The organism is Bacillus sp. FSL W7-1360 (genome assembly GCF_038592975.1).
GTDB classification, from domain to species: domain Bacteria; phylum Bacillota; class Bacilli; order Bacillales; family Bacillaceae_D; genus Shouchella; species Shouchella lonarensis.
Window position 1 is genome coordinate 1,025,492 of sequence record NZ_CP151950.1, and the last position, 16,740, is coordinate 1,042,231.

2 protein-coding genes are annotated in these 16,740 nt (G+C 48.3%); both read left to right on the plus strand.

What is annotated here, in order from left to right; all coding sequences use genetic code 11:
* Positions 1 to 264: 264 nt before the first annotated feature.
* A complete protein-coding gene (locus tag NSQ26_RS05150) occupies positions 265 to 2,874 on the plus strand; it encodes a non-ribosomal peptide synthetase (RefSeq protein WP_499719514.1) in 2,610 nt (869 codons plus the stop codon).
* On the plus strand, positions 2,867 to 16,684 hold the full coding sequence (locus tag NSQ26_RS05155) for a non-ribosomal peptide synthetase (protein ID WP_499719516.1): 13,818 nt from the start codon (positions 2,867 to 2,869) through the stop codon (positions 16,682 to 16,684). The genes NSQ26_RS05150 and NSQ26_RS05155 overlap by 8 nt, the downstream gene beginning before the upstream one ends.
* Positions 16,685 to 16,740: the final 56 nt, after the last annotated feature.

Here is a 16,740-nt window from a genome sequence, read left to right on the forward strand (position 1 = left end):
TGGAATATGTCAATTCACAGCCTAGAAGGTGCCTTAATATTCTACAAACATTTTTGCTACAAATCTTTACAAGAAATTAATAAAATATCTCCTTTTTCAGCAGGAACATTGCTATTTTCGTCGAATTAACTACTATGCGGAAAAATTGGAGGTGGATAGGGCGCTTTGCAATCACGCAACGAAGTGCAAATGAGCTTATCGAGACGCGTTCAAAGAGTAAGGTAGAAAAAATCACATACGTGATCTTGTTAAGGGGAGAGAACGATGAAAATGAATAACATTGTAGACAATCGGCACGCGCCGAGTGATCTGCTAGGGCAACGCATGCAACAAGAACGAACGTACGCTCAGTTAGGGCGAGATCAGGAATACTTTGCGGGTATAACGGCCATTCCTTTTTTAACACAAGATGATATCAAGGAAGGTTACGGGCATCATTCTTTTACGATCCCGTCCGCGTTAACTGCTGCGCTAGGTCGCTTCACAAAGCAAGAAAATGTCACATTGTATACGGCATTACTCGCTGCTTTTTATACTTTATTATACCGTTATACGAGCCACGAAGACATTGCAATTGCAACACCCGCCATGGATCAACCAGGCGCCAATATACGCATCATTCGTGCTAGTGTCAAAGGTGATAGGCGTTTTCTTGATCTATTACACGGGTTGGTTGCTGCTGATGCCCATCAAGAGATGCCGGTTGAAGCCGATGCGGCATCATCATATCAAGTATTTTTTGCACTACAAAACGATGTTGCTCGGGTCGCGCGATCGACGGATCTTTCATTCACATTCCAAGAAGAAGGAACACATTTTTTTGGTCGTCTGGCGTACAATAAACGCTTGTTCACAGCCAAAGCTATCACACGGATGGAGCAGCATTTTTTAACATTGTTACAAGCCATCGTCGATGAACCAACAAAACGCATTGCGGCATTGCCATTGCTTACAGACGCTGAGCGCCATCATTTACTTGTTGAGAAGAATGAAACGAATCAAGCGTTTCGTTTTGATATGACGTTACCCGAACTATTTAGCGCACAGGTGGAAAAAACACCTAAAGAGATTGCTGTTACATTTGGTGATACTTGCCTTTCTTATGAAGCGTTAGATGCAAGAATCACGCAACTTGCAGCATATTTACGGGCGAACGAAGTGAAAAGAGGCACCGTTGTTGGTTTACTTTTACCTCGATCGATTCATATGGTCGTGGCGCTTCTTGGTGTGTCAAAAGCCGGCGGGACGTATGTACCGATTGACCCAGATCATCCAACAGAAAGAATCTCTTACGTGTTACGCGACAGCGGCGTCACGTTTGTCTTAAGCACGTCACAAATGGATGTGCCCTTGGTAGATGGGTTGAAACGCATTAATGTTGATGAACTGTCCTGTCATGCTCATGCTGCTGGACATAAGGAAACGTGGACGTACACACACGATGAAAATGACAACGCGTACATCATCTATACATCTGGTTCGACTGGGCAACCAAAAGGTGTCATGATCTCTCATCGTGCGGTGACAAATTTTGTTTATGGAATCACAGACTTTCTTCCTTTTCAACCGGGAGAGCGGATTGCTTCGGTCGCAACGATGTCATTTGACCTATCTTTATTGGAAACGATTGTGCCGTTAACAGTCGGAATGCAAGTGGCGATTGCCGACACAATTGAACAAACAAATCCAGCACACTTTCATCAATTTATTAGCAGAAACGAGATTGACTGGCTGCAATTTACCCCGTCTCGTTTACAGATGATGTGGGGTGATGGGTCTGCTTTCACACAATTGAAAGGGATGCTCGTTGGGGCAGAGCCGTTATCTCGGGCGTTGCTAGACAAGGTGGGCCAATCATTTACAGGCGACATCTATCACCTATACGGTCCGACCGAGGCAACAATTTGGTCATCTGGAACATTGCTTGATCCTACGGCACCGATTGATTTAGGTCAACCGTTTGCCAATACAGAAATGTATGTGCTCGATGCATCGTTATCACCGGTGCCAACTGGTTTTGCCGGTGAATTGTATATCGGTGGGCTCGGACTGGCACAAGGTTACGTCAACAAGCCAGCCTTAACGAAGCAAGCATTCATCCCTCACCCTTTTAAACAAGGGCGGCGTCTATACAAAACGGGTGATGTCGTACGTTACCTAGAGGATGGCACGTTACAATTTTTAGGAAGAAAGGACGCCCAAGTAAAAATTCGTGGCTTCCGTATTGAATTATATGAAGTGGAACATGTGTTGCGTGCGCACAGTGCGGTCCAGTCTGCAGCTGTCGTCGCGCGCGAAGATGCGACATTAGAGAAGCAGCTCGTTGGTTATATTGTGCCTACACCAGGAACGGACGTCTCGATCCAAGAGGTGCGCACATTTATGCAAAAGAAGCTTCCTACGTACATGATTCCGACGTTGTGGGTTAAGTTGGAGGAAATGCCACTGACGCCAAACGGTAAGGTGGACCGAAAAGCGTTGCCTGCGCCAAATATGGATGGTGCGCATAGCGAAAAGCCATCACAAGCGCCATCAACACCAGTAGAAACATTCCTTTCTCAGGCACTTGCGACGTTATTGTCATCAAGTCATATTGGGTTACATGAAAATTTCCTTGATATTGGTGGACACTCGTTAAAAATGACGCAGTTGTCGTCGCGAATTGAAAAGAAATACAACATCTCGGTGACGTTGCAAGACATTTTTGCTCACCCAAGTGTATACGAACTCGCGCGCTTTATTACAGAAAAACAAGCGGCGCACGTAGACACAGCAACGGACGAGCACACGACTGACTTGGTAGATACAATGAGTGAAGAGGAGATTGAAGCGATGTTAAATATGCTGTTAGAGGAGGGCGCTCGTCATGAGTGATAAAAAAGCTTTGTTGAAGGCTTTGTTGAAAAAACAAGGTGAGAAAAAAGTGCACCCGCTTTCTTACACGCAACAACGGTTCTGGTTGAGTTCAAAGATGGACGAGACGAATGCTGTCGATCATATTTCGCTCAACTGGCGCATGCGCGGGGCAGTTAGCGTAAAGGTGATCGAAAAATGTTTCCAAACGCTTGTTTCTCGCCATGCGATGTTACGAACGACATTTCAAGCGCGCGATGGACAAGTATTACAAGTAATCGAGCCAAACGCGAAAGTGGCCATCAAACGAATAGATCTCGCACATACACAAAACCGGGAACAACAAGCGTATGCATACGTGCAAACGGAAGCGCACCGCCTTTTCGATTTAGAAAAAGGCCCACTTTTTCGTGTAACGATGCTTACGCTTGACGAGGAAGACCATTTTATTCTTGTTAACATGCATCATATCATTGCGGATGGTTGGTCCATTGATGTATTACAAGCAGAATTTGCGCGTCTTTACGAGGCATTTTCGGCTGGACAAGCACCAGATTTGCAAGCGCTCCCGCAACAATATACAGACTTTGTTTTAACGCAAAAAAATCTGTGTCAGCGTGGCGATTTTGAAGCGCAACTTGATTATTGGCAGCAACAATTAGCTGATGTGCCCGTATTGCAATTACCGACCGATCGACCGCGACCACCGGTGCAAACGTACAACGGTCGGACGAAAAAGTTCCCATTACCAAAAGCGCTCGTCAGTGATTTAAAAGCATTGAGTCGGAAAGAAGGAACGACACTTTACATGACGTTGCTTGCCGCGTATTATGTGTTGCTTGCCCGTTATAGTGGACAAGAAGACATCGCAGTAGGGACGGCTGTAGCCAACCGGAACCGGGAAGAATTAGAAGGCATCATCGGGGCTTTCGTCAACATGGTTGTTTTACGCGCCAAAATGGATGCGGATATGAGCTTCGATTCGCTGTTACAACACGTCAAAGAAGTGACACTCGCCGCGCAGGCCCACCAAGATGTGCCGTTCGAGCAAGTCGTACAAGCAGTACAACCGGAGAGAAATGCCGAGCATACACCGTTGTTTCAAGTTGCTTTTGCGTTGGAAACCAAAACGACTCCACTAGCAGCATTAGATGTTGACATTGACATGATTGATGTTTCATGGAAAACGAGTTTATTTGATTTGTCGTTAATGATGGAAGACCACGGCGATCATCTTGTTGCCGGGCTTGTGTATAATGTCGACTTGTTTAATGAAGAGACGATTGACCGGATGGGGCAGCAGTTACAAGTATTGCTTGCAAGCATTGTGCAGCGCCCGTCTGAAGCGGTGAAAGCGTTGCCGCTCATGTCTGAACAAGAGCGAGAGATGTTGCTTGTTCAGTGGAACGACACGGCGTGCCCATATCCAGCCGAGAAAACGGTCCCGGCTTTATTCGAAGAACAAGCAGCAACGAGACCGGAAGCGATTGCACTCATTGCGAGCAAAAGCAACGAGGTGATGACGTATCGCGAGTTGAATGCCCGTGCGAACCGAATTGCTCGCTTTTTAACAAACGAAGGCGTCGAGCCAGGAGACTTTGTCGGCGTTTGTATGCATCGTTCATTTGATCAAATCGCAAGCATCCTGGCCATTTTAAAAGTTGGCGGCGCATACATTGGCTTAGACCCGGCGTACCCGCCAGAGCGCTTGCGCTATATGATGGAAGAGAGTGAGATGCCGCTTCTTTTCGTCGACCGTCATTTCGACACGACTGGCTGTGCATCAACGACGAAGGCGGTGTTGCTTGATCAAGTTGTGTTACCTGAAGAAGCAAAAAATTTGCCGGAACTTACGTGTACACCGACAACCATTGCTAACGTTATTTACACGTCCGGTTCCACTGGCACACCAAAAGGCGTGTTGATCCCTCATCGCGGCATCGTACGACTTGTGAAAGGAGAAACGTGGGTACCGATTACACCTGAAGATGTTTATTTACAAGGCGCAAGTATCGCTTTTGATGCAGCGACGTTTGAGATTTGGAGTAGTTTATTAAACGGCGCAAAACTCGTACTTTTAGAAGCAGAGCGGGCGGGTGTACAAGACTACGCTGATGTGATCAAGCAGCACCGCATTAGTACCTTGTGGTTGACCGCAGGACTATTTAACGCGATTGTAGACGAACAAGTAGAAGCACTACGAGGCGTGAAGTATTTACTTGCAGGTGGTGAGGCATTATCGGTGCCGCATGTGAAAAAAGCAATGAACGTATTGGAAGGAACGCAAGTCATTAATGGGTATGGGCCAGCTGAAAATACCGCATGTACAGCATGTCACTGGGTGGAAGCGCGCGACTTAGACCGTGTGTCGATTCCAATCGGTAGCCCCATTGCCAATACAAATGTGTATGTACTTGATAGCGAGCAACAGCCGGTGCCGATCGGCGTCGTTGGCGAGCTTTATACAGGCGGTGACGGTGTCGCGTCTGGTTATTTGAAGCGACCGGATTTAACGAAGGAGCGTTTCATTCCTCATCCATTCAAAAAAGGATCCGATGAAAAATTGTATCGTACAGGCGATCTCGTTCGCTATTTACCTGATGGTTCCCTTTCCTTTATTGGACGAGCGGATCACCAAGTGAAAATCCGTGGTTTTCGAATTGAATTAGATGAGGTGAGTGCGCTTCTCGGACAGCATCCAGACGTCCAAGCTGCGATTGCTCATGTACATGAAGATCCAGTGCGTGGTAAACAACTCATTGCATATGTCGTCCCAACCGATCAGGACCACCTTCAAGAAACAACATTACGCACACATTTACAAAAATCATTACCGTCTTTCATGGTACCGTCTCACATCGTCATGCTACATGCCTTGCCGTTGTCACCAAACGGAAAAGTTGACCGCAAAGCATTACCAGCACCGACATGGGGTACGTCTCATGACAACAAGCATGACAATGGTCCGCAAACACCAGTGGAAGAAATATTGGCCCGTATTTGGACAGAAGTGCTTGGTGTCAAACGGGTGGCGCGTAACGATCATTTTTTTACTTGCGGCGGACACTCGCTGTTAGCGACGAAAGTTGTTGCTCGGGTCAGGAAATTGTTCAATGTCGACTTACCTGTACCCCAACTGTTCAAAACGCCGATTTTTGCCGATCTAGCCCGTGAAATTGAGCGATCGTTCGGGATGGAAGTAGAGAAAAAACCATTGACACGCCAACCTTATCAAGAACGAATGCCGCTTTCGTTTTCACAAACGCGCATGTGGTTTTCCGAGCAAATGTACCCAGGGAACCGTCATTATCACATGCCAATGTCGTGGCGTATTCGCGGGTCACTCAATGTATCCGTGTTGGAACAAAGTTTAAAAGCACTTGTTGACCGTCATGCATCGTTCCGAACTGTTTTTACAAAGCAAGATGATGAAGAGGTCGTACAACAAGTCGTACCGTCGTCCTTCTCGTTGGCTGTCATTGACGTTCGCAATGAGCCAGACAAGGAAGTGCACCTGCAGGCAGAACGTAAACAACCTTTTTCATTCACGACAGGCCCACTTTTCCGAGCGCAACTCGTGCAACGCGCGACCGATGATTATGAGCTTTTCATAAACATGCATCACATCAATTCTGACGGCTGGTCGATGGGGATTTTCATTCGAGAACTTCAGGCATTGTACGAAGCGTTTGTAACTGGGAAGCCATCTCCATTACCAGTGCTGCCAATTCAATATACTGATTATGCAGTGTGGCAACGTGAATGGCTGGAAAGTGGCGTATTAGAAAAGCAAATGGATTACTGGCGTGAACAACTGGATGGGGTAGAGGTCTTACAACTAGCGTCTGATTATCCGCGCCCAGCGACGCAAACTTTTACTGGGAAGACGCACATCTTTACACTGGATCAAAAAATGACTGCTTCATTACAACGTGTCAGTGATCAAGCGGGGGCCACGTTATATATGACGTTGCTCGCGGCGTTTCATATCCTTTTGCAACGATATAGTGGACAAGAAGACATCACTGTAGGAACGCCTGTTGCCGGTCGCAACGAAGCAGAAGTAGAAAATGTCATTGGCTTTTTTGTCAACACGCTTGTCATTCGGGCGCGCGTCGATGGCTCTTCCAGCTTCTTGTCATTGTTACAGCAAGTAAAAGAAACGGCGCTACAAGCGTATGTACACCAAGACGTGCCGTTTGAAAAATTAGTGAGCGAGTTAGATGCGGCGCGCGATCCAAGTTATTCACCGCTGTTTCAAGTGTTGTTTGCGTTGCAAAATATGCAAGTAGATACGTTGACTTTGCCAGACGTGACCGTGGAGCAGGTGAATGAAACAGAAGAAACCGCGCTATTTGATCTGTCATTAATGATGACAGAAACAGAAAATGGCGTTGTGGGTGAACTTGTATACAACATAGATTTGTTCTCAAGCGAACGGATTGCACTCATGGCCCGCCATTTTCAAGTGTTGTTAATGGAAATTGTGCAACAGCCAACAGCAGCAATTGGGACATTGACACTCGTGTCCGCACAAGAGCGCGAACAATTACTAACCGAGTGGCACGAAACCGTCACGCCAAGTGATGTAAATGGTTGTGTGCACACACTATTTGAAGCGCAAGCTGCGCGCACGCCGGATGCGATTGCTTTAGTTGATGAAGGAACCTCACTTACGTACGGAGCGTTAAATGCCCGCGCCAATGTGATTGCGCATCGGTTAGTCGCGGAAGGGGTACAAGTAGGAGATGCTGTCGGCATCTGCATGGGGCGTTCGATTGAACAGATTGTAGGTATGCTCGGAATTTTAAAAGCGGGCGGCGCGTATGTGTGTTTAGACCCGGCCTATCCGCAAGAGCGTTTGCAATATATGATTGACGAAACAGCAATGAAGATGGTTCTTGTGAACGGGGACGAGCAGCCTCATTTCCGCAACGTCGAGACGGTTTGTGTCGCAACGCGGGTGCAGCCTGCTGAAGATACAAACGACCTTACAATACAGGTGCAATCAAAAGCGACTGCCAACATCATTTATACGTCTGGTTCAACCGGGGCACCAAAAGGTGTGCAAGTAACACATCAAGGGATTGTCCGCTTGGTAAAAGATGAAACGGTCGTGCCGCGTTCGTCTGAGGATGTATATTTGTATGCGTCGAGCATGTCATTTGACGCGGCCACATTTGAAATTTGGCGGAGCTTACTAAATGGTGCGCGCCTAGTCATCATGTCAACGGCACGACCAAGCTTGCAAGATTATGCGCACCTGATCCAAACGGAACGAGTAAGCGTGCTCTGGCTCACAGCTGGATTGTTTAATGTCATTGTCGATGATGATGCGGAAGCACTCCAAGGTGTGAAGTATCTATTGATCGGTGGAGAAGCATTGTCGATAGCTCATGTGAAAAAAGCATTGCACACACTACGCGGGACGCAAATCATCAATGGTTATGGTCCGACTGAAAATACGGTGTTTACAACGTGTCACCAAATTAAAGCGGTAGATTTGGCGCGCCCGGCCATTCCGATTGGTCGACCGATTGCTGGTACGGATGTGTATGTGCTTGATGAACAGCAAAACCCGGTGCCAATTGGTGTCGTTGGTGAGCTGTATACAGGCGGCGCCGGACTTGCGGCAGGTTATTTAAATCAACCTGAGTTAACGGCAGACCGATTTGTTCCGCATCCGTTTAAAGAGGGAACGAATGAAAAATTGTACCGTACCGGCGATCTTGTCCGTTATTTGCCAGATGGGACACTCACTTTTGTTGGACGTCGTGACGACCAAGTAAAAATCCGCGGCTTTCGGATTGAACTGGGTGAGGTCGAAGCAATTTTACTAAATGACGCGCGCATTCAAGCAGCTGTAGTTAGCGTGCACGAGCAAGAAGGGCACGGGAAGCAACTCGTCGCGCACGTCGTGCCAGAAAATGCCGACCTTGATCGACACCAATTGCGTACCGATTTAAAACAACAATTGCCACCGTTTATGGTGCCAGCAGCGATTGTCGTGTTGCAATTATTGCCGCTCACAAACAATGGCAAAGTCAATCGCAAGGCCTTGCCAGCACCTAATTGGGAAACAGCAGCCAATGAGGAAGGCACCGGTGCGCCGATCACGCATACTGAACACGTGTTGGTGGATATTTGGAAAGACGTGTTACGGGTGCCGCACGTCAGTCGACATGACGACTTCTTCGCGCGCGGCGGGCACTCTCTCCTAGCGACACAAGTCGTATCTCGTATTCGGAAAATGTTAGCGATCGACTTTCCATTAGCGGAGCTGTTCCGTGTGCCAGTACTTTCAGAGATGGCGCGGGAAATTGAGCGATCCGGCGGAACGACCGTGCGCGACGAGGCGTTTACCCCGGTGTCACGAGACGCGGCGGCATTACCATTGTCTTTTGCGCAACAACGGATGTGGTTTTTTGACCAAATGCATGAAGGTACTTGTCATTATCACATGCCTTCGCTCTGGCGACTTCGTGGTGCCATTGACGTTGCGTGTCTCGAAAAAAGTTTTCAAGCGCTGATTGAACGCCATGAGTCATTACGGACATGTTTTGTCGCTGTCGATGGACAAGATACAGTGAACCAACACATCATGCCAACTACTTTTACACTACCAGTGATGGAAGTAAACAGTGAACATGGAGTCGAAGCATTTGTTGCGGATGATTTGAGCGCGCCGTTCAACCTGGCGACGGGTCCACTTGTGCGCGCAAGTTTATTAAAACTTGGGGAAGACGACTATCGACTATATGTGAATATGCATCACATCATTTCTGATGGTTGGTCGCTCCAGCTTTTCGTGCGTGAATTAAGCGAGCTATACGCGGCATTCGTTGCTGACAAACCATCACCACTCCCGGCATTACCGGTTCAATATGCTGATTTTGCTGTCCGACAACGAGAATGGTTGGCACAAGGTGTGCTCGAAGCGCAAATGGCTTATTGGAAAGAACAGTTAGATGGTGTCAGCGTCTTACAATTACCGACCGATTATGCTCGTCCGCCGGCGCAAACATTTACCGGGAAAACAAAAAGGTTTCAACTGCCGCTTGCACTCACGACATCATTACGGCAGCTTAGCAACGAAACGGGGACGACACTCTATATGACATTGCTTGCCGCTTTTCAAGCGCTACTGCATCGCTATAGCGGCCAGGAAGATATTGCTGTTGGCACACCGGTGGCTGGACGTAACCGTACCGAAGTCGAAGGATTAATTGGTTTCTTCGTCAATACCTTGGTCATGCGGACACACGTGGCACCATCACTTCGTTTTAGTGACTTACTAACCCGTGTGAAAGAAACGACACTCGCAGCATATGCGCATCAAGATGTCCCATTCGATCAACTCGTGCAAGCGCTCGTCGTCGACCGTGATGCGGGTCATACGCCGCTGTTCCAAGTGTTGTTTGCGTTACAAAACACACCAAATGAAATGAGTCAACTTGGCGATGTTGACATGGACGCGATTACGCTTGAGAATGAGACGGCATTGTTTGATCTCTCACTTGTGTTAGAAGAAACAGGAGAAGCGTTGGACGGTTTATTTGTATACAATACCGCTTTATTTGAAGAAGCCCGGATCGACCGCATGATCGCTCATTTTCAAGCATTACTTGCCGCGGTTGTTGAAAACAATGAGACATCGGTTGCCGATATCGCCCTTACATGTGCGGCAGAGCAGCACGAACTGCTCGTCACATGGAACGAGGCCACTAAAGACGAGCCCGTTTCAAGTGCTGATTTTGTCCATACGGTCTTTGAAAAACGCGCTGCGACAACGCCAGAAGCAATTGCATTGCAACGAGAAAATGACACGATGACCTACGCTGCCTTAAATGGCCGCGCCAACGGAATCGCGATGTTATTACAGGAGCAAGGGGTGAAAGTAGGTGACAAAGTCGGCATTTGTATGAGCCGCTCGTTCGATCAAGTCGCAAGCATGCTTGCTGTTTTAAAAGCAGGCGCGGTATACATTGGGCTCGATCGTGAATATCCGGAAGAGCGCTTGCAATATATGATTGACGATACACATATGCCGCTTTTGCTTACGGAAAGTGATGTCGTCGCCAAACGGCGCTTACGCCATGTGCAACTCGTTTGCTTAGATAAACTGACAATCGAACCGGAAATGACAAACATCGCAACAGTGCTGTCGCACAATACATCTTTAGCGAACGTCATTTACACTTCGGGATCAACCGGGAAACCAAAAGGCGTCTGTATTACACACCGCGGAATTGTCGCCTTGCTGACGGGCGATACGTATATTCCGATCACTTCGTCCGACGTACTTCTCTACGCATCTAGCCCATCATTTGATGTAACGACGTTTGAAGTGTGGGGAAGTCTACTTAACGGTGCGCGCCTCGTATTGATGAGCGAAGCGAAAGCGAGTTTACATGACTATGAGCGTGTCATCCAAACGGATCGCATCAGCACGCTATGGCTAACGGCCGGTTTGTTCAATGTCATGGTCGATCACAACGTCAAAGCGCTTGAAGGTGTGAAGCATTTAGTCACTGGAGGGGAAGCGGTCTCTGTTCCACACATTAAGAAAGCACTTGAAGCACTGCCGGGCACACGCGTGCTTAATGGGTATGGCCCATCAGAAAACACCGTATGTACGACCATTCACTGGGTCGAGGCAGCCGATATGGCACGTCCGTCCATTCCAATTGGTCGACCTGTTCCGCATACGGATGTGTATGTGTTAGATGAAGAGAAGCGACCAGTGGCAGCCGGTGTCGTCGGTGAATTGTATGTTGGCGGGATTCGCCTCGCAGCCGGCTATTTAAACCGCCCCGAGTTAACAAAAGAACGGTTCATTCCGCATCCATTTAAGGAAGGTGCGCATGAAAAAGTATATCGAACCGGTGACCTTGTCCGCTATTTGCCAGACGGCACGCTGTTATTTGTCGGTCGGACCGATGATCAAGTAAAAATCCGTGGTTTCCGCATTGAACTTGGGGAAGTGACAGGCGCACTGCTCGATCATGCCGATGTCCAAACAGCGGTGGCGCACGTACATGAAGATGCGTCGCGGGGCAAGCAGCTCGTTGCGTATGTTGTACCAAAGAATCCAGCCGCGTTTAACGTGACAACATTACAAGAAGATTTAAAGGCAAAGCTGCCGTCATTTATGGTACCAACAGCAATCGTCATCTTGTCTGCATTGCCATTATCGGCAAGTGGCAAAGTTGACCGGAAAGCATTGCCGCAACCCTATTGGGACGCGCGTCTTGACGCGCAAGATGATGTGAGCCCACAAACGCCGGTAGAAGAAATATTGGCGACGATTTGGGGCGATGTTTTAGGGGTCACGTCGATTCGTAAAAATGACCACTTCTTTGAGCTCGGAGGACATTCACTTCTTGCTACGCAAGTCGTCTCGCGGATTCGTCAACTGCTTCACGTTGACTTCCCTTTATCGCGTTTATTCCAAGTGCCGCGACTTGCGGATATGGCGCGCGAGATTCAAGCGCAGATGGGCACAACGGTAGCTGAGAAAACCTTCTTGTCTGTCCGCCGCGATGAAAAACTGCCGTTATCGTTCGCACAACAGCGGTTATGGTTCTTTGAACAAATGTATCAACATAGCTGTCACTACCATATGCCATCACAATGGCGGCTAACAGGCACAGTGAACACGGCAATTCTTGAACAATGCTTTACAGAAATGATTCGTCGTCACGAATCACTGCGGACAACATTTGTATCCGCGGACGGAGAAGCTGTCCAACTTATTCATGCACCGGAACCATTTTCATTGCAAGTGATTGAAGCAAGTTGCGAAGAAGACGTCGCGGCGATCATTGACCGTGAGCGTACGCAGCCGTTTCATATCGGCACTGGACCGCTCATGCGTGCGATGTTAATTAAATGTGCGCCTGACCGTCACGAACTGTTGGTCAACATGCACCATATTATTTCAGACGGTTGGTCGATGGGAATTTTCATCCGCGAGCTATGTAGCTTGTATGAGGCCTTTTCAGCGGGGCAATCATCGCCACTTTTGCCGTTGCCAGTCCAGTATGCAGATTTTGCTGTGTGGCAACGAGACTGGTTAGAAGGGGCAGTCATGCGTGAGCAATTGGCGTATTGGCAACAACAATTAAACGGCGTTTCTGAGCTACAATTGCCGACTGATTTTCCTCGCCCAGCCGTGCAAACGTTTCATGGTGAGACAAAAATGTTCACGTTATCACCAGAATTAACAGCAGCCTTGAGACAGCTTAGTCGCGAAACAGGTACAACAATGTACATGACGTTGTTAGCCGCTTTTTACACGTTCTTGCATCGCTATAGCCAGCAGGATGACATCGCCGTTGGCACACCAGTAGCCAATCGCAATCACGGCGAAATTGAAGGGGTCATTGGCTTTTTCGTCAACACGCTCGTCATGCGAACGCAAGTCAAGAGTGAACGTACGTTCCAGACGTTGTTGCAACAAGTAAAAGAAACGACACTTGCGGCCTATGCACATCAAGATGTGCCATTTGAAAAGTTAGTAGAAACGTTGTGCACAAGCCGAGATACGAGCTTTACCCCGTTATTCCAAGTGTTGTTTACGTTGCAAAACGATCCAACAGACCGTGTCAAGATGGGCGACGTCGCGCTCCAGTCTGTCCCGCTTGACAACAAGACCGCGTTATTTGATCTGTCACTCGTCATGACTGCCCATGATGACGAACTGACAGGCGGTTTTGTCTACAACACAGCGTTATTTACAGAAGAACGAGTCGCTCGGATGATCGCCCACTTCGAAACATTGTTGGCCGCGATTGTCGCGCAACCAGACAAGGAAGTGGGGACGTTGTCGCTCCTTCCAGCAGCAGAACAAGAGCAGTTACTAGTTGAGTGGAATGACACGGCCCATCCGTATCCACGAAACCACTGTGTCCACACATTGTTTGAAGAACAAGTCGCAGCCTCACCGGAAGCGATTGCACTGCAATCGGTAGATGAGACGATGACGTATCGGGCATTAAATGCGCGGGCAAATCGCATCGCCCATTTCCTCCTCGCACAAGGGGTACACCCGGGTGACTGTGTTGGCATTTGTATGAACCGTTCCTTCGACCAAGTCGCGAGCATGCTCGCCGTGTTGAAAGCAGGAGGCGCTTATGTCGGATTAGACCCAGAACATCCTGTTGAGCGCTTGCAATTCATTGTCGATGAGACCGCCATGCCGCTGCTTCTAACCGATCAGCCGGTGGGCGTCGCGCATGTTTCGATCGTTTGCTTGAACGAGCAAGAGATGCCAACGGTCGAGACAAACGTCACGGTGCCAAATGAAGCAACCGCTTTGGCGAATGTCATTTATACGTCCGGTTCAACTGGCAAGCCAAAAGGGGTGTTAATTGCGCACCGCGGAATTGCGCGGCTTGTGAAAGGAAAAACGTGGGTGCCGATCTCGTCCAATGATGTGTTTTTATATGCATCAAGCATTTCTTTTGATGCATCGACATTTGAAATTTGGAGTAGCTTGCTTAACGGGGCGCGCCTCGTCCTCATGACAGCGAGCAATCCTCGTTTGCAAGATTACGCCCATATGATTCAAACGTACAATGTCAGTACGTTGTGGCTAACAGCTGGGTTGTTCAATGTCATTGTCGATCACCATATTGAGGCCCTTCAAGGCGTGAAATATTTGCTCGTTGGTGGGGAAGCACTCTCTGTTCCGCATATCGAAAAAGCACATGCTGCTTTACATGACACACAAATTATCAATGGCTATGGCCCGTCTGAAAATACAGCATGCACGGCTTGTCACTGGATTGAGGCAGAAGATATGACGCGCCCGTCGATTCCGATCGGTCGTCCGATTGCTAACACGACGGCGTATGTGCTCGATCAAAATGAGCAGCTCGCACCAATCGGTGTCGTCGGTGAACTATACGTTGGTGGTGATGGGGTATCCCTCGGTTATTTGAACCGACCTGACTTAACGGCGGAGCGTTTTATCCCGCATCCGTTTAAACAAGGATCAAGCGAAAAGTTGTACCGTACGGGTGACCTTGTCCGCTATTTACCTGATGGCAAATTACTGTTCATTGGACGAACCGACCATCAAGTCAAAATTCGCGGCTTCCGAATTGAGCTCGGAGAGATTGAAGCCGTGTTACAACAGCATGAGGACATTGACGGCGCGATCGTCATCGTCTCTGAAAATACCGTCGGCGATAAAACGTTGACCGCGTATGTAGCGGCAGAAAAGGGGATGGATGCGACAACGGTTCGTGCCCATGCCAAGGCGCATTTGCCACATTATATGGTGCCAACACATATTTTCACGCTGGAAGCATTCCCGCTCACGACAAGTGGCAAAGTCGATCGGAAAGCATTGCCAACCCTTTGTCAGGAGGAACGAGAAGAAATCGCGCGCCCACAAAGCGATACAGAACACCAGTTACTGGAAATTTGGCAACGTATATTAAGGCGCGAACAGATCGGTATTCATGACAACTTCTTTGAATTAGGTGGACACTCCCTGCTTGCGACGAAGCTTGTCTTCATCATGAGTGAAGAGCTAGGCATTGATCTTACGTTGCGTCATTTGTTCGATCACCCAACGATTGCCGGCATGGCGCACATCTTGGAAGAACCGTCGCGCTTCGATGCAGAAGGAGAAACGCTTCAAGCGCAGTTTGAACAAGATTGTGTGCTTGAGCCAGACATTACCGCACCATTGCAAGACGCTGCGCCGCCAAGCGAACAAGTCGAAACGATTCTTTTAACCGGTGCGACAGGTTTCTTAGGCGCTTATATGTTGCGAGACTTGCTGCAAACAACGCAAGCGGTGATCCACTGTGTTGTCCGCCATAAAGAGGGTGCTGCGCCACTTGAGCGCATCGAGAAAAATTTGCGCCGTTATGACTTATGGCAACCAGCTTTTGCCACACGTATTAAACCTGTTGTTAGTGATTTGGCGAAATCGCGCCTTGGTTTAAACGATACAGAATGGGCCGAGTTGGCAGCCCAAGTCGATGTCATTTATCACAATGGGGCTGATGTGAACTTCATGATGCCTTACGAGCAATCGCGTTACCCGAATGTATATGGGACAAAGGAGATCATTCGCCTTGCCGTCAGTAACAAAGTGAAACCACTTCATTATGTGTCAACGTTGTCTGTCTTCTCTGAGCCAAGTAACGATGAGACGCTTTTCACCGAAACGAGTGACCTCGGCTCACCTGATGGCTTGCACATCGGCTACACGCAAAGCAAATGGGTCGCTGAACATGTCGTCGCGCATGCCCGTGCACAAGGAGTACCGATTTCTATTTACCGCCCAGGTAGGGTGTCAGGCGATAGTGTCACTGGGATTGTCAATGAAAGTGACTTTTTATGGCGCCTCGTCCGTGGTTGTCTAGAGTTAGGCATGGCACCACGGATGGACGAAAAAATTGAAATGACCCCGGTCGATAAAATGAGTCAAGCCATCGTCTGCTTGTCGCAAAAAGAGACTGTCGGTGGGACGTACCATCTATTTAACCGACACAAAATCAAATTTGCCACGATCGTCGAAGCGATGAAAGCATTTCACGAAACGTTTGCGGAAGTGTCAACCGAGGCGTGGTTAGCAGCGCTTGAACAAGATGCGCGCCAGCATGAAACAAATGCAATGGCCCCGCTCATTCATTTGTTGAAAGAAGGCGGCTTCTCGGAAGCGCGCACCGCTTTTTCGAATGACAAAACGGTTGTCAAACTCGACCAATATGGCGTTGATTTCCCAATCCTCACCGCTGATATGATCGCAAAAACGATTGCCCATTTCTACAAAACAGGCATACTCAAAGCAAAAACAACGACGATGTAACGAGGATACACCCGACTGCGCGTGCGATTGCAGTCGGGTGTCCTTTTTTGCCCACA

Coding starts and splice junctions, on each gene's coding strand:
- NSQ26_RS05155 (WP_499719516.1), top strand. CDS start 2,867: ATGAGTGATAAAAAAGCTTTGTTGAAGGCTTTGTTGAAAAAACAAGGT.
- NSQ26_RS05150 (WP_499719514.1), top strand. CDS start 265: ATGAAAATGAATAACATTGTAGACAATCGGCACGCGCCGAGTGATCTG.